This is a genomic window from Streptomyces sp. NBC_00513, assembly GCF_041431415.1.
Taxonomy (GTDB): domain Bacteria; phylum Actinomycetota; class Actinomycetes; order Streptomycetales; family Streptomycetaceae; genus Streptomyces.
The window spans coordinates 2,158,273-2,183,628 of the sequence record NZ_CP107845.1 but is presented as its reverse complement, the minus strand read 5'-3'; the positions used below and the strand labels follow the sequence as shown (position 1 = coordinate 2,183,628).

Here is a 25,356-nt window from a genome sequence, read left to right as displayed (position 1 = left end):
GGGTGGCGGAAGGTCCCCTCGACGGGTGGCGGGGGTCCGGGCGGGACGGCGCCCGGAACCCCCGCCGATCCGCCCGTGACTACGGGCGGAAGCGCAGCACCTGCGGGTCGTGGTCGCTGTTCTGGTTGGCGAACTCCGCGTTGATGTGCACGCTGTCGTACGTGAAGGTCTTGATCGCCGGGCTGGTCAGGATCTGGTCCAGCACCTGGGCGTTGCCCTGGTACACGTACGAGTAGCGCTCCGCCTTCGGCAGCGACTTGATCGCCGGGTACAGCGCCCCGCCGTCCGCCAGGGCGTCGGCGGTGGCCGAGAACTCGAAGTCGTTGATGTCGCCGAGGGCGATGACGTTCGCCTTCTTGTCGGCCGCCAGGATCTCCTTGACGAAGCCGTTCACGGCCTGCGCCTGGAGCAGTCGCTTGGCCTCCGAGGAGCGCACCGGCGGCTGGTGGTGCGAGGTGAGACCCTCGTCGCCGCCCTTGGAACCGAAGTGGTTGGCGATGACGAAGACCGTCTTGCCGCGGAAGACGAACTCGCCGGCCAGCGGCTTGCGGCTGTCGGCCCACGCCGCGTTCGCCGGGTCGATCCGACCGGGGGAGTGGGTCAGGGCGGCCTTGCCGTCGACCGTGGTGACACCGGTGGCCGTCACCGCGTCGCCCGCGGCACGCTCGGTGAAGGAGACCCGCGCGGGGTTGTAGAGGAACACCTGACGGATGTTGCCGCCGGGCTCGCCGCCGTCCTTGTTGTTCTCGGGGTTGACGGTCCGCCACTGGTACGCGGGACCGCCGGCCGCCGTGATCGCCGCGGTGAACTTCGTCAGCGTCTGCTCGGCCGCGACGGTGCCGTCGTTCTTCGCGCCGTTGTCGTCCTGGATCTCCTCCAGGGCCACGACGTCGGGGGAGGCGAGGTTCTCGACGACGGCCTTGGCCAGCGCGTCGAACTTCTCCTGCGGGTCGCTCGGGTCGAGGTTCTCGACGTTGTACGTGGCCACCGCGAGCTCGTTGGCCGCCTGCGCCTTGGTCTTCTCGGGGGCGAGGGTGCCCGCCTTGACCGTGCCGAGGGTGCGGGCCACCAGGGTGTAGCCGCCGAACTGGTTGAAGTCCAGCGGACCCTCGGTGGTGCCGGTCAGCTTGTCGCCGACGTTGGCCACGGGGAAGGGCTGCTGCGCGACGGGCGCGAGCTGCTGGATCTGGAGCCGGCCGGTGTTCTGGGACTCGTACGAGCCGTAGATCGTGCCGCCGCGCTTGGCGGTGTTCTCCCAGCCCTTGACCGTGACCCACAGCTCCGAGTACGGGTCGGTGGCGCCGACCACGCGCGAGTTGCCGATCTTGACGTTCATGCCCTCGACGGACTCGTAGAAGTCCAGGGCGAAGCGCGAGGGCTCCAGGGTCAGGCCGTTGACGCTGCCGGCGGCGGCCGGGTCGCCGGCCGGGGCGTACGCGGCGGGCACCGTGTACTCGTTGATCGCGGTCGCGGCCGGCAGCGCGTTGCCGGAGGAGACCACGGTCACGACCGGCTTGGCGATCTGGGTGACGGACTGGTTGCCGGAGGAGACGCCACCCGGGACGTACTCGCCGACCGTGCCGGTCACCTTGACGGCGTCGCCGACGGCGACGGTCGGTGCCGAGCTGGTGAAGACGAACACGCCCTCGCTGGTGGCGTCGTTGTCGTCGGTGTCGGGGTCCTGGATCCAGAAGCCGCGCGAGCCGTACGTCCGCACGCCGGTGACGATGCCCTCGACGTCGGCGACCTGCTTGCCGTTGAGCGGGGATATGCGGGTGGTGCCCTGGATGTCGTGGATGCGTATCGGATCGGCGGACACGGCGCCTTCGGCCGCGTCGGCGGAGCCCGCGAGCAGGCCGGTGGCCAGGGCGGTGGCGACGAGGGCCGCGACGGCGGCGGAACGGGGATGCGAGGAGCGCATGGGCGGGAACTCCGGTGTGAGGGTGGGGGGGAACGCCGGGAAGTCCGGGGCTCCTGTACTGCTCAGTACATCTACGCGCGTCAATTTCCTGTGTGGACCGCGAAGTTGTCAAGGTCTCCGAGGAAGACGGCAGCTGACTGTGGGATGAACCAAGGACGATGGCCCCTCGGGCATGCCCGAATTGCGTCTACGCTGGGTCGTCGCCGTACGACCCAACGGCCCCACCGCGACCGCGAGGAGAACCGCCCCATGTCCGCAGAGCCGCACCCCACACTGCCGCCGGTACGGCTGCACTCCGATGCGGAACTGGCCCGCGACGCCCTGGTCACACCGCTGTTCGCGCACGCCGTGCGCCTCGCCCGCTGGGCCGGTCCCCACACCCGCGTGGAGGTCGGCGGCGAACTCACCACCGAACAGCTCGCCGAGGCGGCGGCCGTACTGGGGCTCGACCCCGAGGGCGAGGAGGGCCCGGTGCTCGCGAGCCAGGCCTGGCGGGTGGCCGTGGACACCGGACTGGTCGACGTGACCGAGCCGGACGAGGACGCGGGCGCGGCGGACGGTGAGGCGGGCGAGGGCGACGCGGCCGGCGCGGAGCCGCGGTACGGGACCGCCGCCCCCGGCGAGGACCTGGCACTGATCGCGGGCGGCGCGCCCGGCGACGTGCTCGACCTGTGGCTGGCGGCCCTGGACGCCGTCCTCGCGGACGCAGCCGTGCCCGACCTCGACGACCTCGTCGACGCGTTGGACGCGGGCGGCGAGATCGACTTCGACCGGCTCGACTGGAACCCGCAGCGCGAGGCGGACTTCCTCGACGGGGTGCTCGCCAACCTCTACCTGCTCACCATCGCCGAAGGGGGCTCCGGCGACAGCCCGGTGCCGCTTCCGGTGCTCGCCGCCTCGATGGTCGTCCCCGACGACATGGGCGATCCCACCGACGCCGTGCTGGAACAGGTCTCGGACGCGATGATGCGCCTCGACGACCAGTTCCGGCAGCTGGAGCCGATCGGGCTGGTCGAGTTCCGCCCGGTGGACGAGGCGCTCATGGCGGAGGCCGACGACGAGGAACTCCTCGCCGGGCAGGGCGACGGCACCGAGGAGGACGTGGCGCGGTACGGAATGGTCCGGCTGACGGCCCTCGGCCTGTACGGCATCCGGGCCCGGATGCTGGAGGCCGGGGTCGACGCCCCGGCCATCGGGGAACTCGCCGACAAGGGAGCCGACGCGCTGCTCGACGTGGTCTCCTTCTACCCGGAGGACGCGGCGCAGGCCGAGATCGAGTTGTGGCTGACCGGACGGGACCTGCCGACCGCGGTGGCCGAACTGCTGGCCGCGGCCCGCGGTGACGACGAGGGCGCCCCGCTGCGCCGGCTGCGCTGCCAGCAGGCCCTCGCCCCGGCCGGCCCCACCGCCGAACCGGCGGTCCGGGCGGTACTGGACGACCCGGAACTCGGCGGGCTCGCCCGGGTCTGGCTGGCCGAGCGAGGGGCGACGGACGTACCGGCGCCGGACGGGGCGATGGTGTTCTGGCTGACGGTCGACACGATCGCCGCGCAGCTCGCCGCCGACGGCGAGACGGACGAACTCCCCCTGCTCATGCGAACCCTGACCGAACACCACGCCGGATTCTTCGAGCAGGCGTGGCGGGTGGAACACCCCGCCACGGCCTACGTGCTGGAGGCGATGGGGCGGTTGCACCCGGACAAGAAGGCGGCGAAGGAAGCCCGCAAGGCCGCCTTCAAGGCCCGCTCCCGACAGTCCTGAGGGGCGGCGGCCGGGCGGTCCGGCGGCTTGACGGGCAGGCGGGACGGGCGGGCGGGGTTCGGGGCCCGGGCGCACGGCGATCGTGCGCCCGGGGGCCCGTCCGGCGGCTCGTCCGGGGTGCACAACGCGCCGATCATGGGCCGGAGTTCGCCATTCCGGCCGGCTGTGAGGGGACGGTTCGCGTTCGGGGGTAGTTCAGCCGCCGTTCACGTGCGGGCGGGAGCGTGTGCGCCGACGACCGCACGACAGGCGCCCCACCTCCCCACCCCAGGAGATCCGATGCCGCTCACCCGTAGAGACTTCACCGCCCGCACCGTGATCGCCGGTGCGGGAGTCGCCCTCACCGGAACCGTCGGCGCCCTCGCCACCGCTCCCGGAGCGCTCGCGGCCGACGACGGCACGCGGCACGACGAGCAGGGTCGCCCCCACGGCCCCGGATACGGCCCGCTCGTGCCCGACCCGGCCGGAATCCTGGCCCTCCCCGCCGGATTCAGGTACCGCGTGATCACCCACAGCGGTGTCACCACGCTCGACTCGGGCGAGACCACCCCGTCCAACCACGACGGTACGGCCGCGTTCGAGGGACACCGGGGAGTCACCCTCCTCGTCAACAACCACGAGCTGAAGGGCCCGCGCACGGGCTGGGATCGGCCCGTCCCGCTCGCGGAAGGCCTCGTCTACGACCCGGCCGCCGCCGGCGGCTGCACGGTCGTCGAGGTCCGGCGCGGCGGAGAGGTCGCCGAGTGGGTGGGCATCGCCGGTACCTCGACCAACTGCGCGGGCGGAGCCACCCCGTGGGACACCTGGCTGACCTGCGAGGAGAACTCGGACCTCGCCGGCAAGAACGGCATGACCAAGGACCACGGCTACGTCTTCGAGGTGGACCCGCACGACCGGCGCGCCAACCGCGACCCCAGGCCCGTCAAGGCCTTCGGGCGCTTTGACCACGAGGCCGTGGTCATCGACCCGCGCCAGGGCCACGCGTACCTGACGGAGGACGCCTCCGGCCCCAACGGGCTGCTCTACCGCTGGACCCCGCCGCACGGCTTCCGGCACGGGCGGGGCAGGCTCCGTACCCTCGCGCCGGACGCGGGCGTGCTCGCCGCCGCCAAGTGCTTCGACCGCAACGGCCGGTTCGTCGACGACCTCTCGCGCGCCACCGCGATCGGCACCGTGTACGGGGTGGACTGGGTGGAGGTGCCCGACCGCGACGCGCGGACGACGCCGGTACGCAAGCAGTTCGCGGACACCGCGGTGACCCGGGGGCGCAAGCTGGAGGGCATGTGGTGGGCCGACGGGGGCGCGTACTTCGTCTCCTCGTTCGCCCGCGCGGAGAGCCCGGGCGCCCCGCACGACGGCCAGGTGTGGTTCTACGACCCCAAGCGGCGCACGATCAGGCTCACCGTGCTGCTCGGTGTGAACGCCGACCCGGCGAAGGACGGCGCCTACGACGGCCCCGACAACATCACCGTGTCCCCGTACGGAGGCCTGGTCATCGCGGAGGACGGAACAGGGCTCCAGCACCTGTTCGGCGCGACGGAATCGGGGCGCACCTACCCACTGGCCCGCAACGAGCTCAACATCGGGACGGACGAGTCGCCCGAGTACTCGGAGTTCACCGGCGTCTGCTTCTCACCCGACGGGCGCACCCTCTACGCGAACATCCAGGACCCGGGCATCATGCTGGCCGTCACCGGACCGTGGCGGCGCGCCCGCTAGGCGGGGCGCGGCCACGGCCGACGGGGCGCTACTGGGTCGCCGCGGTCTCCGAGCGGGAGGCGGCGGCCCATTCCTCCAGGAGGAATTCGTACGCGTCGGAGGGCCACTCACCGCCGACCCCGGTCTCGACGAGGTGCCGGATCGCCTCGTTCGCCTCTGCGGCGGACGGGCGGGCCGGACCCGCGGGCTGGAGTGTCTTGTGCATGGCTCAAGGCTACGGGCGGGCACTGACGGGCACCGCCGATTCGGAGGTGGAATCGCTCACCCGAATCGGCCTTTGGTAGCGCCATGTGCCCGCCCACCTGCTCAGAGTGCCTGCGAGGCGGGTTTGACCATGCCGCGCACTGTGCGGGACTTCACAAAGTCCCCGATGGCCGTCATCTCCCACTCACCGCTGAACTGCTTGATCAACTTGGCCATCATCACGCCGGTTTGGGGTTCGGCGCCCGTGAGGTCGAAGCGCACGAGCTCCTCCCCGCTCGCGGCGTCGATCAGACGGCAATAGGCCTTCGCGACCTCGCTGAACTTCTGGCCGGAGAAGGAGTTGACCGTGAAGACCAGCCCCGTCGCCTCGGCGGGCAGCCGGCCGAGGTCCACGACGATCACCTCGTCGTCCCCGGCTCCCTCGCCGGTGAGGTTGTCGCCGGAGTGCTTGACGGCGCCGTTCAGGATGGACAGCTTGCCGAAGTAACAGCTGTCGATGTGGTTGCGCTGGGGGCCGTACGCGATGACCGAGGCGTCGAGGTCGATGTCGCGGCCGCGGAACGCGGGCTCCCAGCCGAGGCCCATCTTGACCTGCGAGAGCAGCGGGCGACCGCCCTTGACGAGGGAGACGGTCTGGTTCTTCTGGAGGGTGACCCGCCCCTTGTCGAGGTTGATCTTCCCGGCGCCGGGGGCGGCCGCGGGGGCGGCGGGCGGGGCGGCGGGGGCAGGCGTGGGCGTCGGGGTGCCCCAGGCCTGGGCGGGGGCCGGGGCGGCGGGGGTGGAGGCGGCCGGGGTGGGCGTCGAACCCCCGAGCCAGGGGGAGGGCGGGTACTGGGCGGGCGGCGCGGCGGGCGGCGCGGGCGGGGCGGGGGGTGCCGACGGGGCCGCGGCCGCGGCCGGGGGCGGCTCCTCGTCCACGGAGACCCCGAAGTCGGTGGCGATGCCGGCGAGGCCGTTGGCGTACCCCTGGCCGACGGCGCGCACCTTCCACACGCCGCCGCGCAGGTAGACCTCGACGACGACGAGCGCGGTCTCGGAGCCCAGCTGGGGCGGGGTGAAGGTGGCGATCACCGCGCCGCCGACCGCGTCCCGCACCGTGGCCGTGGGCTCGATGCCCTGGAAGGTCTGCCCGGCGGCGTCCGGGCTGGCGGTGACCACGATCCGCTCGATGCCCGGCGGCACGGCGCCGGTGTCCACCGTGATCGAGTCGGGCGTCGAACCGCCCCCGGACCGGTGACTCACACCGGGGCCGGTCGGCTGGTTGTAGAAGATGAAGTCGGCGTCGGAACGCACCTTGCCGTCCGCGGCGAGGAGAAGTCCCGATACGTCGAGCCGCACCGGAGCAGCCACGTCCACCGTCACCCGGACGGTGTTGAGCGGCAGATTGGAACCAGGGGTCATAGCGGTCATGCCCGGAGAACGACCGGAGGGGCTTTGCCGTTCCCTTACCTTCGCGGGATATTTCCGGGGCCGGGGCCGGGGCCGGGGCCGGGGCGGGGCGGGGGCCGGGGTCGGGTCGGCCGAGCCGGGGCGTGCCGGTCGTGCGGGTCCGCCGGGCGGTCCGGTCTGCGGGGCCGGCGGCCCGGTGGGGGATCAGCGTTGGTTGCGGGGGTGGTTCCTGGCGGTGCGTTCGTTGCCGAACTTGTAGGCGCCCGTCCAGCGCGCCATCACCAGCTGCGCGTCGCCCGACTCCACTTCCGCCAGGAACTTCTCGGCGCGGCCGCCCCGCAGGGTGCCCGCGGCCCGGCCCCGGTGCGTGATGACGACGGAGTCGCCCTGTCTCTCGTACGTGAACCCGTGCGGTTTCGGCATGACGCGCAGCCTGCCGGGCCGAGGGACGCCGGGCAACGGATTATGCGGCGGGGACGGGAGGTGGGGAGGCGGTTCGGGGGCTCAGAGCTCCTGCGCGCTGACCCGCTCCCCGGTGACCCGGCGGGGCAGACCCAGCGGGTTGGCCTCCCGCAGTTCCGCCGGCAGCAGGGCGTCCGGCACCGACTGGTAGGCCACCGGCCGCAGCCAGCGCTCGACGGCGGTGCCGCCGACCGACGTGGAGTGCGAGGTCGCCGCCGGGTACGGGCCGCCGTGGTGCTGGGCCGGCGCCACCGCGACACCGGTCGGCCAGCCGTTGACGACGATCCGTCCCGCCAGGCCGGTGACCTGCTCGATCAGTGCGCCGGCCGGTCCGGGCGCGCCTGCGGTCTCGGCGTCGGACAGCTGGAGGGTGGCGCTCAGGTTTCCGCCGAGGAGTCCCAGTACCCCGGCCGCCTCGTGCTGATCGGCGTACCGGACCACGACGGTCACCGGGCCGAAGCACTCCTCCAACAGCACGTCGTGGGCGCCGCCCGCCAGAAGGTTTGCGGCGTCGACCGTCAGGTAGCCCGCGCCGACGGTGTGTTCCCCGCCGGAACCGGGGGTCACGGGTGCGGTGACGCCGGGCAGGGCGGCCCGTTCGCCGACCCCGGCGACGAAGTTCTCCCGCATCCGGTGGTCCAGCAGCACGCCGGGTTCGGTCTCGCCGAGCGCCTTGGTGAGGGCGGCGGCCAGCCGGTCGCCGTCCCCGCCCGAGGGGACCAGCACCAGCCCGGGCTTCACGCAGAACTGGCCGACCCCGAGGGTGACGGAAGCGGCGAGTCCGGCGCCGATCTCCTCGGCGCGCTCGGTGGCCGCCGCCGGGGTGACCACGACGGGGTTGAGGGAGCCGAGTTCGCCGTGGAAGGGGATGGGGACGGGCCGCGCGGCGGCCGCGTCGAACAGGGCCCGACCGCCCCGGATGGAACCGGTGAACCCGGCGGCGGCGACGAGCGGGTGACGCACCAGTTCCAGCCCGGCCTCGAAGCCGTGGACCACCGCGACGACCTCCGCGGGAAGCCCGGTCGCGACCGCCGCCCGGCGCAGCAGGGAGGCACACAACTCGGAGGTGGCCGGATGGTCGGGATGGGCCTTGACCACGACCGGGCAGCCCGCGGCCAGCGCGCTCGCGGTGTCCCCGCCGGGTACGGAGAAGGCGAGGGGGAAGTTGGAGGCGGCGTAGACGGCGACCACGCCCAGCGGCACCTTGTAGCGACGCAGGTCGGGGCGCGGCGGGCTCAGCGCCGGGTCGGCGTGGTCGATGCGCACGTCGAGGTACGCGCCCTCGTCCACGGCGTCGGCGAAGGCACGCAGTTGGCCGGTGGTACGGGCGAGTTCGCCGGTGAGGCGGCCCGGGCCCAGCGCGGTCTCCGCGTCGGCCGCCTCGATGACGTGGGCGGCGGACTCGTCGAGCAGATCGGCCGCGGCGCGCAGGAACGCGACCCGCGCGGTGCGGTCGGTCAGGGCGGAACGGGCGGCGTGGGCCGCGCGGACGGCCTCGTCCACCTCCCCGGGTGTGGCCTCCACCGCAACCTGCTCGCGCTGCTTCCCGGTGCGGGGGTCCACACTCCAGACTGGTGTTGCTGCCATGGCGCACTGCCTCCTGGATCTACCCTGACCCGCGCGGCGGCGTTCAGTACTCTGAACGCCGTTCCGATGGATGAATGATCACATCCATCGTGGACTCTATTTCCGCGTCTTCCGGGTTGACAAGAGACAAGAGGGGCACGAAGCCGAATGACCACAGCTGAGTCCGCCGGGGCGGGGGGTGCGGAGCCGGGGGGTTCGGGCGCTCACGCGGCCGTCAAGTCGGCGGTTCGCACGGTGCTGTTGCTGGAGCACTTCGCGGCGCGGCCGGGGCTGCACAGCCTCGCCGACATCCAGCACGATCTCTCCCTGCCGAAGTCCAGTCTCTACATGCTGCTGCGCACCCTGGTGAACCTGGGCTGGGTGGAGACGGACGCGACCGGGACGCGGTACGGCATAGGCGTACGGGCCCTCCTCGTCGGCAGTTCGTACATTGACGGCGACGAGGTGGTGGCGGCGGCCCGGCCCACCCTGGACCGGCTCTCCGACGACACGACGGAGACCATCCACCTGGCCCGGATGGACGGGACGAGCGTGGTGTACCTCGCCACCCGACAGTCCCGGCACCACCTGCGGCCGTTCACCCGGGTCGGACGGCGGCTGCCGGCCCACTCCACGGCGCTCGGCAAGGCACTGCTGGCCACACACACCGACGACGAGGTGCGCCGGCTGCTGCCGCGACGGCTGGAGGCGGTCACCGAGCACACCATCACCGACCGCGACCGACTCGTGGACGAGCTGGCGCTGGTACGGGAACAGGGGTACGCCGTGGACCGGGAGGAGAGCACGCTGGGGCTGCGGTGCTTCGGCGTGGCGGTGCCGTACCGGACGCCGGCGCGGGACGCGGTGAGCTGCTCGGTGCCGGTGGCCCGGCTGACGGACGGGCACGAGCACCTGATCAAGGCGGCGTTGTTCGAGGCACGGGACCGGCTGTCGGTGGTGACGCGGCGGATGTGACGCGGGACGGGTGGGTCGGGGTGGGCGGGGGGTTGGAGGGTCGGGGTCGGGGTCGGGCGGCGGAATCGATGCCTCCTCCCCCGCGTGGGGGAGGAGGTTCCCCAATGAGGGGGAGGTGCGGCGGGGCGGCGCACGGGACCGTTGAGGCATGACCGGACCAACAGTTCACCCGAAACCGGCGACCTCCGACCCACGACCGTCGTCACCCGCACCCGCATTGGGGGCCGGGCGGCGGATCCTGCGCGCCGTGGCCATTGCCGCCACCGTGCCGTATCTGACCCTCAAGGCCGCCTGGCTGGGCGGGAGTCACCTGGGCATACCCGACGGCAGTGTCCTGCTGGACCCGGGGTTGTCCCTTCCCTTACTGAACGCCCTCTCCCTGGTCATGGACTCGGGTGTGGTGCTGCTCGCCCTGGTCCTCACCCGCCCCCGGGGCCTACGGGTGCCTGCCGGCCTGTTGACCGTCCCGGTCTTCATCGCCACCGGGCTGCTCACGCCGATCACCCTCGGGTTCCCCGGCCAACTGCTCATGGCAGCGCTGGGAGCGGGCTCGGACGCGGCCGAGCGCGCGGCGCGGGAGCCCTTCCTCGACCCCTGGGTATTCAACGTCGTCTACCTGGGGTTCATGGTCCAGGCCGTGTCCCTGGCCGGGCTGTTCGTGCCCTACGCGCGGCAGCGCTGGGGCCGGCGGTGGCAGGGGCGCCTGGGCGAGCGGCTCCCGCCATCCACGGGGGTGGTGGCGGGAGCCGCGGCGGTCATGGCTCTGGCGGTGTCCGCCGTGTACGGGTACTGGGGCTTCGGCGGCATGGCCGGACAGAACCCGACGCAGATCGCGCGGTACTCCTCGGATGCGGGAGTGGTGTCCGTCGTCCACGCGATCTGTGCCCTGGCCGCAGGTGTGGGTTCGGTGTGGTTGGCCCGGGGTGGGAACAGACGGGCGCGAGGGCCGTTGGCCCTCGCCTGGATCGGCTCGTCGGCGACGCTGAGTTGGGGCGTGTGGCTCTCCCTCGCCCTGCTGGGCGCGGGGTCCGGGCCGAACGAACGGCCCACCGCCGCGACCCTTCTGCTCTACGCTGCCCAGATGATCATCGGACTGCTCGCCACCACGGTTGTCACGCGGTTCCTCGCCAGCCGCCGCGCGGCCTGAAACGACCGGCGATGGCACGCGTGCGGACGAGCCGGTCGGGTCCGGCGGTTCGCTCTCGCCCGGCGGTTCGGTCGGGTTCTGTGGGGTGGTGGGGTCCGGTGCGTCGGTGGGGGCCGTGGGGCCGGTGGTTCGGGGCGCGGGCACGGTTGCGCTGGGTGCACCAGATACTCGGCGGAGCCCTGTTGATGCCGTACTTCCTGCTGACCCAGGTGGTGGTCGGGGTGGTCGCGGGCGGGCGCAACGCCCTCACCTCCCTCCCGCTGGCCCTGGCCGCCTACGGGGCGGCCCTGCCCCTCGCCGCCGCGACCGGGACGTTCGGGCTGGTCCGGCCCATGTCGGTCGCCGCGGTGCGCGCCTTGTGCGGGGTGCCGGGGGAGGGGCTGGCGGAGGGCCCGGCCCGGTCCTGGTCGGCTCGGGTGCGCGGCTCGGCCTGGTGGACCGCGCACCTGGGGGTGGGCGCGCTGGTCAGCGGGATGTGCCTGGCGTTGCCGCCGCTGGCGGTGTTCCTCATCGTGGCACCGTTCACGGGCTCGGTGCGGCACTCCGACCTCGGGCTGTTCTGGCTCGACGGCGAGGCCCGCCCCTACACGACCCCACTGTTCGGGGTGGCCCTGCTCGTCGGGATCGGGTGGTGCGTCGCCGGCGCCGGCGCGCTGTTGGCCCGACTGGCGCCGGTCCTGCTCGGCCCCGCCCCGGCGGACCGGCTGGCGGCGGCCGAGGAGAGGGCCGCCGACCTGGCGGTGCGCAACCGGCTCGCCCGGGAACTGCACGACGCGGTCGGGCACGCGCTGAGCGCCGTCACCCTCCAGGCGAGTGCGGCACGGCGGGTCCTGGATCGCGACCCCGCCTTCGTCCGCGAGGCGCTGACCGCCATCGAGGAGACCACCCGCCGGACGGTCGGCGAGCTGGACGCGGTGCTCGGTCTCCTGCGCGAGGGGGAGGGCGAAGGCGGCCCGGATGGGCCGTCCAGGCCGGGTACGGAACCGGCTCCCACCCTCGCCGGCGACCTCGACGGGCTGCTGGCCCGCTCCCGAGCCGCCGGTACCCCGATCACCGCCCACCTGGACCCCGGCCGAGCCGGTGACTGGGCCCGGCTTCCGGCGATCACCTCCCGCGAGGCCTACCGGATCGTCCAGGAAGGCCTGAGCAACGCCCTGCGCCACGGGGGCGGGGCCGTGGAACTGCGCATCGTGCTGCGCGACACCGACACCGACACCGACACCGACACCGGCGACGGCGATGACGGCGACGGCTTGGGCGAGCGCACCGGAGCCGGCCGCGCCGGCGCTGACCGGGACCGCGGCCGGGCCGGGAACCGGGAGCGGGACCGGGACCAGTACCGAGACCGGGACGGGAACGGCGACCGCGTCGGGATCGGCGACGGCGATCAGGACCCGCACCCGAAGCCGGACCCGCACCCGGACCCGAAGCCGGACCCGCACCCGGACCCGCACCCGCACCCGGACCCGCACCCGCACCCGGACCCGGACCCGAAGCCGGACCCGCACCCGCGCCCGGACCCGCACCCGAAGCCGCACCCGCACCCGCACCCGTATCGGCAACCGCACGGGCATCGGGCTCGGCAGCGTGAACTGGAGATCACCATGACCAATCCACTCGCCTCACCCGGGGCCGGGGAGCGTGATCGCCGGACCGCCGGAGGGCGGGGCCTGCGCGGGATCGGTGAGCGGGCCGCCCTGCTCGGCGGGGCCGTCGAGGCCGGCCCGCACGACGGCCTGTGGCGGATGCGGGCCGTTCTGCCGCTGGGCGGGGGCGGGAGATGACCCGGCCCGCACTGCGCGTCGTGATCGCCGATGACGAGCGGATGGTCCGTACGGCCCTTCGGGTCATCCTGGAGGCCGAACCGGACTTGGAGGTGGTCGGGGAGGCCGGCTCCGGTGCCGAGGTCGTATCGCTGGTCCGGTCGCTGGCGCCCGACGTGGTGCTGATGGACGTCCGGATGCCCGAGATCGACGGCATCCGGGCCACGGAGCGGATCCTCGCCACCATGGCCGCCCCGCCCCGGATCGTGGTCGTCACCACCTTCGAGAACGACTCCTACGTCTACGAGGCGCTGCGCGCCGGCGCGGCCGGTTTCCTGCTGAAGCGGGCCGACCCCGACGAGCTGATCGGGGCGGTCCGGCTCGTCGGCCGCGGTGACTCGCTGCTCTTCCCGGCGGCCGTCCGATCGCTGGCCGCCGCGTACGCACCGGCCGCGCGGTCCGGACCCCCGCAGTCCGGCACCGCGCGGTCCGGCACCGCGCAATCCGGCACCGCGCGGTCAGGACCCCCGCATCCCGGCGCCCCGTACTCGGCCGCCGGCCCGTTCGGCGTGGCCCCGTGGGTGGCCCGGCTCACCGATCGGGAGGCCGACGTACTGCGCCTGATCGCCACCGGACTCTCCAACCACGAGATCAGCGAGCAGCTCGGCGTCGGGCCGCAGACGATCAAGACGCACGTGACCGCCGTCCTCGCGAAGACCGGGTCCCGGGACCGTACACAGGCGGTCATCGCGGCCTACGAGGGAGGCTTCCTCATGAAGAAACACTGAGAACCCCGCCACAATCGGGCCGGAGTGGAACGCTCGGAGCCGTTGACACGTCCTTCTTGAGGATGAACAAAACGATCAGGCGTGCGTCGGTCTTCTGTCTGCTTCTGGTGTTGGCCCTGCTGGTCCGCGTCACCTGGGTGCAGGCATACCAAGGCCAGGCCCTCGCAGACGACAAGAACAACCGACGGAACCTCATCGGGCAGTACGAGAACCCGTTGGGCAACATCATCGTGGGCGGGGAGTCGATCACCGGTTCCGTGAAGACGGGCGGCAAGGACTTCGGGTACAAGCGCACGTACACCGACGGTCCGCTCTACGCGCCGGTCACCGGGTTCAGCTCCCAGGCGTTCGGCACGTCGATGTTGGAGGGTGTCTACAAGAACATCCTCAACGGCTCCGACAACCGTCTCAAGACGATGATGGACACGCTCACGAACAAGCGGGCCGCCCCGGGCAACGTCCTGACCACCATCGACAAGGGCGTCCAGAAGGCCGCCTACGACGCGCTCCAGGGCAAGCAGGGCTCCGCCGTGGCCATCGACCCGGCGTCCGGCGAGATCCTCGCCGTCGTCAACAATCCGTCGTTCGACCCCGGCCGCATCTCCGGAGCCAACGACACCAAGGCCTGGGCGGAACTGTCCGCCGACAACGGCAAGGCCATGGAGAACGGGGCACTGCGCAAGCCGCAGGCTCCCGGATCCACCTTCAAGCTGGTCACCCTCGCGGCGGCCATCGAGAACGGGCTGGTCACGAGCATCGACCAGAACACCTCCGTCCCGGGCAACTACACGATTCCCGGCACCACGACCAAGCTCAAGAGCGAGGTCCCCGACGAGATGTGCAACAACGTCTCGTCGCGCACCGCCCTGAGGCTGTCCTGCAACAACGTGTTCGCGGAGTTCGCGCACAAGCTGGGCCAGGACAAGATGCTGAAGATGGCCGAGAAGCTCGGCTTCAACGCGCAGATCGACACCCCGGTGCGGACGAACCCGCCGAGCAAGTACCCCTCGAAGAAGATGTCGGTCGACCAGGTCGCGCAGACGGGTATCGGCCAGTTCGACGTGCAGGCCACCCCGCTCCAGATGGCGATGGTGACCGCCGCGATCGAGAACGGCGGCAAGCTCGTCGGACCCCACATGGTCTCCGAGGTCACGGACGCCAACGGCAACGTGTTGGAGAGCCTGAAGGACCCGAAGACCGACGAGGTCATGAGCGCCAAGACGGCCTCCATGCTCCAGGACGCCATGCGGACGGTCGCCACCGAGGGCGGCGGCAAGCCCGCCCAGGTCGCGGGCGCCGAGGTGGGCGGCAAGACGGGTACCGCGCAGCGCGGCGTGAACAACAGCCAGTCGCCGCTCGCGTGGTTCACCTCGTACGGAAAGGCCGGTGACCGGCAGATCGCCGTGGCGGTCGTCATCGAGAACTCGGACACGGACCGTTCCGAGATCGGCGGCGGCCGGCTGGCCGCGCCGATCGCGCAGAAGATGATGTCGGCGTGGCTGAAGAAGTAGCCGCCTCGAACGCGTAGCCGACGCGCCGGGAACCGACACGGTTCCCGGCGCGTTTCCCTTCCCATGATCCGGACCGCGCTCCCCGCCGATCTCGACGCCATCGCCGCCCTCCACACCCGGGCCCGCTCCACCTACTACCGCGGTCGGGTCCCCGAGGCGGTGCACGGCGGGGACGCGGGGTTCGCGCGGACCCGCGAGGGCTGGTCGCGGGCGGTCGCCCGGGCCGGCGCCGAGGGCGGGGTGTTCTGCGCGGAGCAGGGCGGGGTGCTCATGGGGGTCGCCGCGTTCCGCACCGCCGAGGGGCAGGCCACGCTCACCCAACTGCACGTCGACCCGGACCACTGGCGGCGAGGCACCGGGGCGGCCCTGCACGCCGCCTGCCTGGACGTCTGGCGTCGGGCGGGCGTCGATCGGGTACGGCTGGAGGTCTTCGAGCACAACCTGCGCGCCCAGGCCTTCTACGCCTCGCGCGGTTGGCGCCCGGATCCCGCCGCCGACCGCTCCGGGTCCCACCTCACGCTCTGGCTACGGGTCGCCGACGGCGCGGAGCCTCGGTCGAAGGCGGCCGGCGCGGGCCCGTTGTCCGGGGAATGAGACGACCCCCCGGTTGGTTGAACCCGAAACCGCCGTGCCGCGAAGGGCGCGGTCGCCGGCCGTGCCCCCGAACAGGGATACCGGCCGTGTCCACGATCACGGAGAGAAGAAGGAACATGCGCGTCGAGATCTGGAGCGACATCGCCTGCCCCTGGTGCTACATCGGCAAGGCCCGTTTCACGAAGGGGCTGGCCGAGTTCGCGCACCGAGACGAGGTGGAGGTCGTCTTCCGGTCCTTCGAGCTCGACCCCAACGGAGCCAAGGGCGTCGTGGCACCCGTCGTGGAGATGCTGGCCAAGAAGTACGGACGCACCCTCGACGAGGCGCGCGGCATGGAGGAGCACGTCGCGGCGAGCGCACGCGCGGAAGGGCTCACCTACCGGGTCGAGGGGCGCGACCACGGCAACACCTTCGACATCCACCGCCTGCTGCACCTGGCCGCCGCCCGCGGCCGCCAGGAAGAGCTGCTCGACCTCGCCTACCGCGCCAACTTCGCCGAGGAGCGCAGCGTCTTCGACGCCGAGGTGCTGGTCGCGCTGGCCGTCGAGGCCGGACTGGACGAGGCGGAGGCCCGTACGGTCCTCGCCGACGCGTCGGCCTACGCCGAGGCGGTACGGGCCGACGAGCGCGAGGCCGCCGAACTGGGGGCCAACGCCGTGCCGTTCTTCGTCTTCGACCGTCGCTACGGAATCTCCGGCGGCCAGCCGGCCGAGGTGTTCACCCAGGCGCTGGAGCAGGCCTGGGCCGGACGCGAGACCCTCGCACCGGTGGCCGCGGCCTCCGACGCGGAGGTCTGCGAACCCGACGGGGCCTGCGCCGTACCGAAGGCGTGATCAAACCCGCATAACGGGATCTTCGGGTGGGTGTCCGGAACCCGGTGATGGACTGTGGGGCGTTTCCGGCCCACAGTGACTCCATGGACCTTCCGCTTCCCGAGGCCGTCCGGGCCGAGTTCGCGCACACCACCACCTACCTGAACACCGCCACCTGTTGTGTCCTCCCGCGTTCCGCGGTCGCGGAGGTGCGAGCCCTGGCCGAGGCGGCCGGGGCCGGACTCCCCGCCGGTTCCGGCGACTTCGACCGGGTGAACCGGGCGCGGGACTCCTTCGCGCGACTGGTGGGGGTGCCGTCCGGCCGGGTGGCCGTCGGCTCGACCGTTGCCGGCCACGTCGGCCTCGTCTCGGCCTCCCTTCCGGCCGGCGCCGAAGTGCTGTGCCCCGAGGGCGACTTCGCCTCGGTGATCAACCCGTTCGTGGTGCGCGCCGATCTCAAGGTCCGTTTCGCCCCGCTGGAGGCGATGGCCGAGGCCGTCGGTCCGGACACCGCACTGGTCGCGTTGAGCGCCGTGCAGTCCTCCGACGGCCGCACGGCCGATCTCGCGGCGGTGCGCGCCGCCGCGGCCGCGCACCGCGCACGGGTCCTGGTGGACGCCACCCAGGCCGCGGGGTGGATGCCCTTCGACGCGTCGCCGTACGCCTACACGGTCACCGCCGGCTTCAAGTGGCTGCTCGGCTCGCGCGGGGTCTCGTACCTGACCGTCTCGCCGGAGGCCCAGGAGGACCTCACCCCCCTGCACGCGGGCTGGGCCGCCGCCGGGGCGCCGGCGGACGCCACCTACGGGCCGATGTCCCGACCGGCCGACGGGGCGCGACGCTTCGACGAGTCCCCGGCCTTCCTCGCCTACCACGCCGCCGCACCCTCACTGGAGCTGCTGGAGCGGATCGGCGTCGCCGCCGTGCACGCCCACGACACCGCGCTGGCCGCCCGCTACCGGACCGGCCTCGCCCGCATCGGCCACGAGCCCGTACCGGGCGAGTCGCCCATCGTGTCGGTGCCGGGCCTGGCCGACCGGCAGCCCGCGCTCCAGTCGGCCGGCATCGCCGTGGCGGCCCGCGCCGGTTCCCTGCGGGCCTCGTTCCACCTGTACAACACCGAGGCGGACGTCGACAGACTGCTGGACGTGCTCGCCGGCTGACCTCCAAGCGTCACCACCCGTCGGCCCCGACCCCGGCCCCCACCTGCCTTCAGGGCCCGGCAATCCCAGCCCGGCCCACATCTGCCCAAGGGGCCCGGGCAACCCCAGCCCACCGGCGCCTGCCCCCGGGCCCGGCGATCCCAGCCCGGCCCACATCTGCCCCCGTGGCCCGGCGATCCCAGCCCACCGGCGCCTGCCCACGGGGCCCGGCAATCCCAGCCCCGCCCACACCTGCCTTCAGGGCCCGGGCAACCCCAGCCCCGCCGGCGTTTGAGGCGCGGGGTCCGGGGCGGAGCCCCGAAAGCCCGGCGCAGCCGGGGCCGCTCCGCGCAACGGCCCCGCGCTGAACCGGCCCCCCGCACGCAACCGCACCGCCCCGCGCTGAACCGGCCCCCCGCGCGCAACCGCAACCGCCCCGCCCCGCCTCACCAGGCCGCGGACGCCGCCGCCACCGCCTCGGCCGGGTCGGCGGACAGCGCCGCGGCCAGGGCCGTCAACGCGCCCCGCACCACGGCCAGGTCGGCCGCCGCACCGTAGTGGTTGACCCGGAGCATCTCCTCGGCCAGCGCCCCGCCGCCCGCCACGAGCGGGGCCGACGGGTCCACCGACAGCGCCTTGGCCACCACCGCCGACGCCCCGGGAACCCGCAGGGTGGTCGCCACCGGCGCGGCCTGCGCGGCCACCGCGACGTACGGGGCCACACCCAGCGCCGCCGCGCCGGCGCGGGTGGCCCGCGCCGCCGCCGCGTGCCGGGCCTCGACCGCGGCCAGGCCCTCGGTCGAGATCCGCTCCAGGCAGGCCTCCAACGCGAGCATCTCCAACTGCGCCGGCGCGTGCGGCAGCGCCGTGCGACCGCCGTCGATCCAGCGCTCCTTCCAGTCCAGCAGCGACAGGTACGAACGGCGGGGCGCGGCCGGGTTCTGCGCGAACCGGGCCCACGCCCGCTCCGACACCGACACCATCGAGACGCCGGCCGGGCCGCCCATCGCCTTCTGCGCGCCGATCACGCACAGGTCCACGCCCCACGCGTCCGGGAGCAGGGGCTCCGCGCCCACCGAGGCCACCGCGTCCAGCATGAACAGCGCGCCGTGGGCCCGTACCACCTCACCGATCGCCGCGATCGGGTTGGTGTTCCCGGTGGCCGCCTCGGCGTGCACCAGCGAGACGAAGTCGATCTCCGGGTGCGCCTGGAGCGCCTCGGCGACCTGCTCGGCGGTCACCGCGGTGTCGTACGGCACGGCCAGGTCCACCACGCTTGCCCCGCAGTCGCGCAGCCAGTTGCCGAAGGTGGTGCCGTACGGCCCGGTCACGATGTTCAGCGCCGTCGAACCGGGCCTGGCCCCCGAGCGGATGCAGCCCTCCAACGGCAGCAGCGCCTCGCCCTGGGTGATCACCACGTCCTGTCGGGTGTCGAGGAGTTCCGCGACACCCCGCTCGATCGACGCGAAGCGCGCGGCGGTGAGCGGCGGAAGGTCCAGCAGGGGGTGGTTCACGGCGGTGCTCTCCTCGTCCGGGGTTACCGGTCGAGCCTACCGAGCACCCGCGTAGGGTGCCGACATGAGCGATGTGAGCGGTCCGGGCGATGTGCTGCACGTGAGGGGACGGGTCCTCGTGGGGCCCGACGACGTACGCGACGAACTGTGGGTCGTCGGCGGCCGGATCTCGTACGAGCGCCCGCGCGGCGCCCGCGACGTCACCGAGGTATCCGGCTGGGCGCTGCCGGGTCTGGTCGACGCGCACTGCCACGTGGGGCTCGACGCGCACGGGCCCGTGGACGCCGCCACGGCCGAGGCGCAGGCACTCGCGGACCGGGACGCCGGGACGCTCCTGATCCGTGACGCCGGATCCCCTTCCGACACCCGCTGGATCGACGACCGCGAGGACCTCCCGAAGATCATCCGGGCGGGCCGGCACATCGCCCGCACGCGCCGCTACATCCGCAACTACGCCCACGAGATCGAGCCGGCCGACCTCGTCGAGTACGTGGGCCGCGAGGCGCTGCGCGGCGACGGCTGGGTGAAGCTCGTCGGGGACTGGATCGACCGCGACGCCGGTGACCTGACGGCCTGTTGGCCGCGCGTCGAGGTCGAGGCGGCCATCGCGGAGGCCCACCGACTCGGCGCCCGGGTCACCGCGCACTGTTTCGCGGAGGACTCGTTGCGCGATCTCGTCGAGGCGGGCATCGACTGCGTCGAGCACGCCACGGGTCTGACCGAGGACACCATCCCGCTGTTCGCGGAACGCGGGGTGGCGATCGTGCCGACCCTCGTGAACATCGCGACGTTCCCGAAGCTGGCGGCGGGCGGCGACGCCAAGTTCCCGCGCTGGTCGGCGCACATGCGCAGGCTCCACGAGCGCCGCTACGACACCGTCCGGGCCGCCTACGACGCCGGGGTCCCGGTGTACGTGGGCACGGACGCGGGGGGTTCCCTGCCGCACGGTCTGGTCGCCGCCGAGGTGGCCGAGCTGGTGAGGGCCGGAATCCCGCCGCTGGAGGCCCTGTCGGCGACGGCCTGGGCGGCCCGGGAGTGGCTCGGCAGGCCCGGTCTGGTCGAGGGGGCGCCGGCGGACCTCGTGGTCTACGCGTCCGACCCGCGCGCGGACGTGCGGGCGTTGGCACGGCCGCTGCGGGTCGTGGTCGACGGCAGGGTCCGGGCCTGAGCCCTGCCTTGTGGCGGTTGACCGGGCGTGACGTCGCGGGCCCGGTCGTCGTTATGGATGCCTGATCGGGGCTTTCGGACGCTGCGGGAGGGAACCTTCGTTCTCCCTGAGGTCTTCTGGGGTGCAAAGAATCGAAAGCATGCGTGGAAACCACCCGTTGGGGTGAACTCACGTCAGGTTGCCGCCCGTTCACTCACAGTGCGTAAAGATTCCGAGGGTCGAGGCCGTCGGCGCGCGCAATGTCCCCCATTGGCGGCGCGACGGCACCCATCTCCCCGGGGGTTCCACCATCTTGAACAGCAACACCTTCCGCATGCCCGCGGCCGTCCTGCTCGCGACGGGGGCGGTGGCCCTGCTCACCGCGCCGCCCGCCTTCGCCACGGGGGGCGGCGGCGCCGGGAGCGAGGGCAGGGCCGGAGCCGTCGTCCTGCGGGCCGGACTGGACGTGGGCCTGCTCAACAAGAGCGTGCACGTTCCCCTGAAGACCACGCTCAACGAGGTCAACGCCCCTGCCGCCGCCGAGAAGACCGTGCTCTCCGTGGCCCTCGACGGGGTCGACAAGGGCAAGCCGGTGAACGTGCTGCGGGCCGAGGTCGCCACCTCCAAGGCGACCGCCGACAAGAAGCGCGCCGAGGCCGAGGTCAACCTGGCCAAGGCCAAGGTCCACGTCCCCGGCCTTCCCCTGCTCTCCCTCATCCAGGTCGAGAAGGTCACCTCCAAGGCGGTGTGCGAGGCCGGGAAGAAGCCGGTGGCCCGCGCGAACGTCCTGGGCAACGTCTCCGTCCTCGGCAAGAAGGTCACCCTCACCGCCGGCGGCCCCACCAAGGTGGAGGTGCCGAAGGTCGGCCTGGTGAGTCTGGAGCTGTCCGCCACGGAGACCACCTCCACCACGGCCGCCGCCGCCGCGCTCCGGCTGAAGGTGTCGGTGAACCCGCTGGACCTGAACGTCGCGCAGGTCGCGGGCGACATCGTGCTGGCGGAAGCGCGCTGCGAGTCCCCGTCCGGCCCGGCGCCGAGCGCCTCCGCCCCCGCCGGGCCCGACGTCAAGCCCCAGACCGGGACGAACGTCATCACCGGCTCCAACGTCACCGCCTCCGCGCCCGCCACCACCCCCGCCGGCGCGAGCGACCTCGCCGAGACCGGGGCGGCTTCGGTGACCCCCTGGGTGGCCGGCGGTGCGCTGCTCCTGCTCGGCATCGGCGCGGGCGCGCTCGTCGTGACCCGGCGCGGCCGGATGACCCCGTAGCGAAAAGGCGCCGGCGGGCGACCGCGGCCGGGGTCAGCGGGTGGCGTGCTCCAGTCCCTGGGCATGCGCGCCGCGCGAGGCCACGGCCGCGGTGATCTGCCGGTCGACGGCGGCGTACCGGTTCCGGTCGGCCGCGGACAGGGCGGTGTCGCCGGCGGCGCAGGAGGTGCAGACGACCCGGAACGGCGGGGTCATGTCCGAGTACTGCGTCAGGTACTCGGCCTTCACCACCTCCCAGCGCCCCGGCCGGTCGGCCGCCGGGGAGAAGGTGAAGCGGGGGATCGAGGACATGTTGCCGCGCGCCTTCTCGGCCTCGTAGAAGCTGGCCACCTGGTCGCCCATGCCGAAGACCACCCAGGTGCCGTTGATCTTCTCGTAGGGCTGTGGGACGTGGTTGTGCGTACCGAGGATCAGATCGATGTCGGGGAGGCCGTCGGCGCCGCGCGACGCGGTCAGGGCCTGCGCCAGTTCCCGTTGCTGCTGGTCGGGTGCCGTCTGCCACTCCGTGCCCCAGTGGACGCTCAGGACGACGACGTTCGCGCCCGCCGCCCGGGCGGCGCGGGCGTCGGCGATGATCCGGCCCTGGTCGATCAGGTTGACCGACCAGGGCTTGCCGGCCGGGATCGGGATGCCGTTCGTCCCGTACGTGTAGTCCAACTGGGCGATCTGCGCGCCGCCCGCCCCGACGACCGCGGGGGCCTTCGCCTCCTCGGCGCTGCGGCCCGATCCGACGTGCTTGATGCCGACCCGATCCAGGTGGTCGAGGGTGCGGACGAGACCGTCGTAGCCGTCGTCGAGCGTATGGTTGGAGCCGGTCGAGCAGCTGTCGTACCCGGCGTCCTTGAGGCCGTCGGCCAACTCGTGGGGCGCCTTGAAGGCGGGGTAACCCGTGTAGGGGCCGCCGGGGCGCCCGTAGGGTATCTCGTGGTGGCATATCGCCAGGTCGGCGGCCGATATCAGGGGTTTGACCCCCGCGAGGATCTTCCGGAAGTCGTGGGCCCGGCCGGTGCCCTCGGCGTCGTCGGCCGCCCGCTGGATGATCGACGGGTACGGGATGATGTCGCCGGTCGCCACCAGGGTGAACGGCTTCCCGGCCGGCGCCGCCGCGGTGGTGGGCCTCGCGCCCAGCCGCTGTTCCGTGGCCGGCTTCGCGCCGCCGCCCCCGCCCGTCAGGTGCGGCACGGCATAGACCGCGCCGCCCACGACTGCCAACGCGGCCGCGGCGGCGCCCATCCTGGCGACTGCCCTCATTCTCGAACCCCCCGGTTTCACGCACGACTGACGGTCTGATCCTCGCTCACCCCGCGCCCCCGCGCCACGGCCGCCGGCGCCGGCCAAGGCTGCGGCCCCGCCCCTGCCCCGGTCAGCGCGTGGTCAGGGCCAGTGCGGGCTCAGCGCGTGGTCAGGGCCAGCGCGTGGTCCAGGGCCTGGAGGAGACGGCCCGTCGTGGCGCGGTCCCGCACCGCCAGCCGCAGCCACGAGGGGTCCAGCCCCGGGAAGGTGTCGCCCCGCCGCACCGCGAAGCCCAGGGCGCGCAGCCGGGTGCGTACCTCCGCCGCCCCCGCCACCTTGATCAGGACGAACGGCCCCTGCGCCACCCCCGCCACCGTGACCTCGTCGAACTCCGCGAGCCCGGCCAACAGGTGCGCCCGGTCCACCGCGATCCGCCGCGCGGCCTCCTCGGCCTCGGCGAGCGCCGCCGGGGCCACGCAGGCCTCCGCCGCCACCAGCGCCGGAGTGGACACCGGCCAGAGCGGTTGCGCCGCCGCGAGCTTCGCGATCACCGAGGGCTCCGCCAGTACGTAGCCGATGCGCAGTCCCGCCAGCCCCCAGGTCTTGGTCAGGCTCCGCAGCACCACCAGCCCCGGCACGTCCATCCGTCCGGCCAGCGCCTCCCGCTCACCCGGGACCGCGTCCATGAACGCCTCGTCGACCACCAGGATCCGGCCCGGCCGGGCCAGCGCCGCCAGGTCCGCCGCCGGGTGCAGGACCGACGTCGGGTTGGTCGGGTTCCCCACGATCACCAGATCGGCGTCCTCGGGCACCTCGGCCGGGTCCAGCCGGAATCCGTCCTCCGCGCTCAGCACCACCCGTTCCACCCGGTGCCCGGCGTCCCGCAGGGCCGCCTCGGGCTCGGTGAACTGCGGATGCACCACGACGGGCCGTTCGGCGCCCAGGGCCCGTGCGATCAGCACGAAGGCCTCCGCCGCGCCCGCCGTCAGCAGGACGCGCTCCATCGGCAACCCGTGCCGGTCCGCGACGGCCGCGCGGGCCGCCCGGCCGTCCGGGTACGCGGCGAGGTCCCCGAGACTGTCGGCGATCCGCTGCCTGAGCCACTGCGGGGGCGTGTCCGTCCGTACGTTCACGGCCAGGTCCACCAGCGCGTCACCCGCGTCCAACACCTCGGCGTCCCCGTGGTGGCGCAGGTCGTGAGCCTGTGCGGTGGCCACCGCACAGGTCGCGGCCATCGACCTGCGCTTGGGCACCAGGAGTTCCCCGCCCCCCGCGAGGGCGGCGGCCTCGGCCACCGAGGAGGTACCGGCCGCGTCGCGGACCGCGTCCGAGGGATGCGGCACCACGATGGCGGCCAGCCGCTCGGCGGAGTAGCCGACGAGCGGTACGCCGAAACGTTCCGCCGCCCCGGCGAGACCCGCCTCCGCCGTCTTCGACTCCACCGTGGCCAGCGCCGTCACCGACCCGGTGGCCAGCCCCGCGCCCCGCAGCGTCTCCTCGACCAGGGCGCAGACCTCCGCCACGGAGACCCCCGCGCGTCCGCCCACCCCCACCACCAGCGGCGTCACGTACTCACCCACGGGGTCCTCCCTCCGTCGTCACTCTCGACATCACATTCGTCAACACGCTGATGCCCGCCACCCGCGAGCGGAAGTGCGCGAGTCGCCCCCGCCCGGTATCCAGGGGCGCATGGCGGTGATCGTGGCGTTGGGCGCGTTCCTGATGACGCTGGCGGGCGGATGGACGGCGCAACGCGTCACCGACCGCCGCCACCTCGTGCTGGGCCTGGCCGGCGGGCTGATGCTCGGCGTCGTGGGCCTGGACCTGCTCCCGGAGGCGATGCACGCGGCGGGCCGGGAAGTCTTCGGCGTCCCGCTCGCCCTGCTGCTCTTCGTGACCGGCTTCCTCGTCGCGCACGTGGTGGAACGACTGCTGGCCGTGCGTCAGCACGCGCACGGCGCCGCGGACGTGGACGACGCCGAGCACGGCGGCCGGGTCCCCGAGGTCGGTCTCACCGCCGCCGCCGCGATGGTCGGCCACAGCCTCGCCGACGGAGTGGCCCTCGGCGCGGCCTTCCAGGTCGGCGGCGGTATGGGCGTCGCCGTGGCGCTGGCCGTCATCACCCACGACTTCGCCGACGGATTCAACACGTACACCTTGACCCGGCTCTACGGGAACGACCGCCGCAAGGCGCTCATGATGCTGTTCGCCGACGCGGTCGCGCCCGTCGTGGGCGCCGCGTCCACTCTGCTGTTCACCCTTCCGGAGGAACCGCTCGGAGCGTACCTGGGCTTCTTCGGCGGTGCCTTGCTGTACCTGGCCGCCGCCGAGATCCTTCCCGAGGCGCACCACAAGCACCCCGCCCTGTCCACGCTGATGTGCACGGTGGGCGGGGTGGCCGGCATCTGGCTCGTGGTCGGCCTCGCGGACTGAGACCACCG

Annotated in this window: 21 protein-coding genes; 13 read left to right on the top strand and 8 right to left on the bottom strand. The window is 73.3% G+C overall.

The annotated features are described in order from the left end of the window. Nucleotides 1-79: 79 nt before the first annotated feature. Nucleotides 80-1,921, bottom strand: a complete 1,842-nt coding sequence (locus tag OHA84_RS10330) for an endonuclease/exonuclease/phosphatase family protein (RefSeq protein WP_266972053.1) — start codon at nt 1,919-1,921, stop codon at nt 80-82. A 249-nt stretch (nt 1,922-2,170) separates the two neighbouring features. Between OHA84_RS10330 and OHA84_RS10325 the strand changes: the two genes are divergently transcribed. After that, on the top strand, nt 2,171-3,682 hold the full coding sequence (locus tag OHA84_RS10325) for a hypothetical protein (protein ID WP_266972055.1): 1,512 nt from the start codon (nt 2,171-2,173) through the stop codon (nt 3,680-3,682). 279 nt (nt 3,683-3,961) lie between these two features. Then, the gene (locus OHA84_RS10320; protein WP_266972057.1) at nt 3,962-5,401 is read left to right on the top strand and encodes an alkaline phosphatase PhoX; all 1,440 of its coding nucleotides are present in this window, start codon (nt 3,962-3,964) and stop codon (nt 5,399-5,401) included. Nucleotides 5,402-5,429: 28 nt separating this feature from the next. Here OHA84_RS10320 and OHA84_RS10315 read toward each other — a convergent pair whose 3' ends face one another. The 4 genes from OHA84_RS10315 to OHA84_RS10300 all read right to left on the bottom strand — a co-directional run bounded on the left by OHA84_RS10315 (nt 5,430) and on the right by OHA84_RS10300 (nt 9,043). Further along, a complete protein-coding gene (locus OHA84_RS10315) occupies nt 5,430-5,606 on the bottom strand; it encodes a hypothetical protein (protein WP_199826603.1) in 177 nt (58 codons plus the stop codon). Between the two features lie 101 nt (nt 5,607-5,707). Then, on the bottom strand, nt 5,708-7,006 hold the full coding sequence (locus tag OHA84_RS10310; protein WP_266974108.1) for a TerD family protein: 1,299 nt from the start codon (nt 7,004-7,006) through the stop codon (nt 5,708-5,710). Nucleotides 7,007-7,198: 192 nt separating this feature from the next. Beyond that, complete coding sequence (locus tag OHA84_RS10305) at nt 7,199-7,417, bottom strand: hypothetical protein (RefSeq protein ID WP_053678540.1); 219 nt, start codon at nt 7,415-7,417, stop codon at nt 7,199-7,201. A gap of 81 nt (nt 7,418-7,498) precedes the next feature. Beyond that, nucleotides 7,499-9,043: an aldehyde dehydrogenase (NADP(+)) gene (locus OHA84_RS10300; RefSeq protein WP_266972060.1), complete on the bottom strand. Its 1,545-nt coding sequence runs from the start codon at nt 9,041-9,043 to the stop codon at nt 7,499-7,501. Between the two features lie 147 nt (nt 9,044-9,190). On the opposite strand from OHA84_RS10300, the gene OHA84_RS10295 reads away from it, so the two are divergent. The 8 genes from OHA84_RS10295 (at nt 9,191) to OHA84_RS10260 (ending at nt 17,775) form a co-directional block, all read left to right on the top strand. Further along, nucleotides 9,191-9,997: an IclR family transcriptional regulator gene (locus OHA84_RS10295; RefSeq protein ID WP_053678543.1), complete on the top strand. Its 807-nt coding sequence runs from the start codon at nt 9,191-9,193 to the stop codon at nt 9,995-9,997. Nucleotides 9,998-10,244: 247 nt separating this feature from the next. Then, the gene (locus OHA84_RS10290; protein WP_234350034.1) at nt 10,245-11,144 is read left to right on the top strand and encodes a hypothetical protein; all 900 of its coding nucleotides are present in this window, start codon (nt 10,245-10,247) and stop codon (nt 11,142-11,144) included. Between the two features lie 155 nt (nt 11,145-11,299). After that, entirely contained in the window at nt 11,300-12,928 is a 1,629-nt protein-coding gene (locus tag OHA84_RS10285) for a histidine kinase (RefSeq protein ID WP_266972061.1), read from the top strand. Next, the gene (locus OHA84_RS10280; protein ID WP_266972063.1) at nt 12,925-13,695 is read left to right on the top strand and encodes a response regulator transcription factor; all 771 of its coding nucleotides are present in this window, start codon (nt 12,925-12,927) and stop codon (nt 13,693-13,695) included. The genes OHA84_RS10285 and OHA84_RS10280 overlap by 4 nt, the downstream gene beginning before the upstream one ends. Nucleotides 13,696-13,757: 62 nt before the next feature. Beyond that, nucleotides 13,758-15,206 carry a penicillin-binding protein 2 gene (locus OHA84_RS10275; RefSeq protein ID WP_266950977.1) on the top strand — a complete coding sequence of 483 codons (1,449 nt, stop codon included), beginning with the start codon at nt 13,758-13,760 and terminating at the stop codon, nt 15,204-15,206. 63 nt (nt 15,207-15,269) lie between these two features. Then, complete coding sequence (locus tag OHA84_RS10270) at nt 15,270-15,800, top strand: GNAT family N-acetyltransferase (RefSeq protein ID WP_266972065.1); 531 nt, start codon at nt 15,270-15,272, stop codon at nt 15,798-15,800. 116 nt (nt 15,801-15,916) lie between these two features. Beyond that, the gene (locus OHA84_RS10265) at nt 15,917-16,633 is read left to right on the top strand and encodes a DsbA family oxidoreductase (protein WP_053678552.1); all 717 of its coding nucleotides are present in this window, start codon (nt 15,917-15,919) and stop codon (nt 16,631-16,633) included. An 83-nt stretch (nt 16,634-16,716) separates the two neighbouring features. Further along, the gene (locus OHA84_RS10260; RefSeq protein WP_266950981.1) at nt 16,717-17,775 is read left to right on the top strand and encodes an aminotransferase class V-fold PLP-dependent enzyme; all 1,059 of its coding nucleotides are present in this window, start codon (nt 16,717-16,719) and stop codon (nt 17,773-17,775) included. Nucleotides 17,776-18,200: 425 nt separating this feature from the next. On the opposite strand, the gene OHA84_RS10255 is transcribed toward OHA84_RS10260, so the two are convergent. Next, entirely contained in the window at nt 18,201-19,268 is a 1,068-nt protein-coding gene (locus OHA84_RS10255) for an alanine--glyoxylate aminotransferase family protein (RefSeq protein ID WP_266950983.1), read from the bottom strand. A gap of 64 nt (nt 19,269-19,332) precedes the next feature. On the opposite strand from OHA84_RS10255, the gene OHA84_RS10250 reads away from it, so the two are divergent. Both OHA84_RS10250 and OHA84_RS10245 read left to right on the top strand, forming a co-directional pair. Beyond that, nucleotides 19,333-20,436 (top strand): amidohydrolase family protein, encoded by a 1,104-nt coding sequence (locus OHA84_RS10250; protein WP_266972068.1) that lies wholly within the window; start codon nt 19,333-19,335, stop codon nt 20,434-20,436. Nucleotides 20,437-20,728: 292 nt separating this feature from the next. Beyond that, nucleotides 20,729-21,682 carry an SCO1860 family LAETG-anchored protein gene (locus tag OHA84_RS10245; RefSeq protein WP_053678560.1) on the top strand — a complete coding sequence of 318 codons (954 nt, stop codon included), beginning with the start codon at nt 20,729-20,731 and terminating at the stop codon, nt 21,680-21,682. Nucleotides 21,683-21,715: 33 nt separating this feature from the next. Here OHA84_RS10245 and OHA84_RS10240 read toward each other — a convergent pair whose 3' ends face one another. Both OHA84_RS10240 and cobC read right to left on the bottom strand, forming a co-directional pair. Beyond that, nucleotides 21,716-22,933 carry a CapA family protein gene (locus tag OHA84_RS10240; RefSeq protein ID WP_266972071.1) on the bottom strand — a complete coding sequence of 406 codons (1,218 nt, stop codon included), beginning with the start codon at nt 22,931-22,933 and terminating at the stop codon, nt 21,716-21,718. A gap of 140 nt (nt 22,934-23,073) precedes the next feature. Continuing rightward, nucleotides 23,074-24,495, bottom strand: a complete 1,422-nt coding sequence (gene cobC, locus OHA84_RS10235) for an Rv2231c family pyridoxal phosphate-dependent protein CobC (RefSeq protein ID WP_266950990.1) — start codon at nt 24,493-24,495, stop codon at nt 23,074-23,076. A 109-nt stretch (nt 24,496-24,604) separates the two neighbouring features. On the opposite strand from cobC, the gene OHA84_RS10230 reads away from it, so the two are divergent. Beyond that, nucleotides 24,605-25,348: a ZIP family metal transporter gene (locus OHA84_RS10230; RefSeq protein WP_266950992.1), complete on the top strand. Its 744-nt coding sequence runs from the start codon at nt 24,605-24,607 to the stop codon at nt 25,346-25,348. The last annotated feature ends 8 nt before the right edge of the window (nt 25,349-25,356 follow it).

Excerpts from the sequence above, each read along its gene's own strand:
- OHA84_RS10330 (WP_266972053.1), bottom strand. The coding sequence starts at position 1,921 with ATGCGCTCCTCGCATCCCCGTTCCGCCGCCGTCGCGGCCCTCGTCGCC.
- OHA84_RS10325 (WP_266972055.1), top strand. The coding sequence starts at position 2,171 with ATGTCCGCAGAGCCGCACCCCACACTGCCGCCGGTACGGCTGCACTCC.
- OHA84_RS10320 (WP_266972057.1), top strand. The coding sequence starts at position 3,962 with ATGCCGCTCACCCGTAGAGACTTCACCGCCCGCACCGTGATCGCCGGT.
- OHA84_RS10315 (WP_199826603.1), bottom strand. The coding sequence starts at position 5,606 with ATGCACAAGACACTCCAGCCCGCGGGTCCGGCCCGCCCGTCCGCCGCA.
- OHA84_RS10310 (WP_266974108.1), bottom strand. The coding sequence starts at position 7,006 with ATGACCCCTGGTTCCAATCTGCCGCTCAACACCGTCCGGGTGACGGTG.
- OHA84_RS10305 (WP_053678540.1), bottom strand. The coding sequence starts at position 7,417 with ATGCCGAAACCGCACGGGTTCACGTACGAGAGACAGGGCGACTCCGTC.
- OHA84_RS10300 (WP_266972060.1), bottom strand. The coding sequence starts at position 9,043 with ATGGCAGCAACACCAGTCTGGAGTGTGGACCCCCGCACCGGGAAGCAG.
- OHA84_RS10295 (WP_053678543.1), top strand. The coding sequence starts at position 9,191 with ATGACCACAGCTGAGTCCGCCGGGGCGGGGGGTGCGGAGCCGGGGGGT.
- OHA84_RS10280 (WP_266972063.1), top strand. The coding sequence starts at position 12,925 with ATGACCCGGCCCGCACTGCGCGTCGTGATCGCCGATGACGAGCGGATG.
- OHA84_RS10275 (WP_266950977.1), top strand. The coding sequence starts at position 13,758 with ATGAACAAAACGATCAGGCGTGCGTCGGTCTTCTGTCTGCTTCTGGTG.
- OHA84_RS10270 (WP_266972065.1), top strand. The coding sequence starts at position 15,270 with ATGATCCGGACCGCGCTCCCCGCCGATCTCGACGCCATCGCCGCCCTC.
- OHA84_RS10265 (WP_053678552.1), top strand. The coding sequence starts at position 15,917 with ATGCGCGTCGAGATCTGGAGCGACATCGCCTGCCCCTGGTGCTACATC.
- OHA84_RS10260 (WP_266950981.1), top strand. The coding sequence starts at position 16,717 with ATGGACCTTCCGCTTCCCGAGGCCGTCCGGGCCGAGTTCGCGCACACC.
- OHA84_RS10250 (WP_266972068.1), top strand. The coding sequence starts at position 19,333 with ATGAGCGATGTGAGCGGTCCGGGCGATGTGCTGCACGTGAGGGGACGG.
- OHA84_RS10240 (WP_266972071.1), bottom strand. The coding sequence starts at position 22,933 with ATGAGGGCAGTCGCCAGGATGGGCGCCGCCGCGGCCGCGTTGGCAGTC.
- OHA84_RS10230 (WP_266950992.1), top strand. The coding sequence starts at position 24,605 with ATGGCGGTGATCGTGGCGTTGGGCGCGTTCCTGATGACGCTGGCGGGC.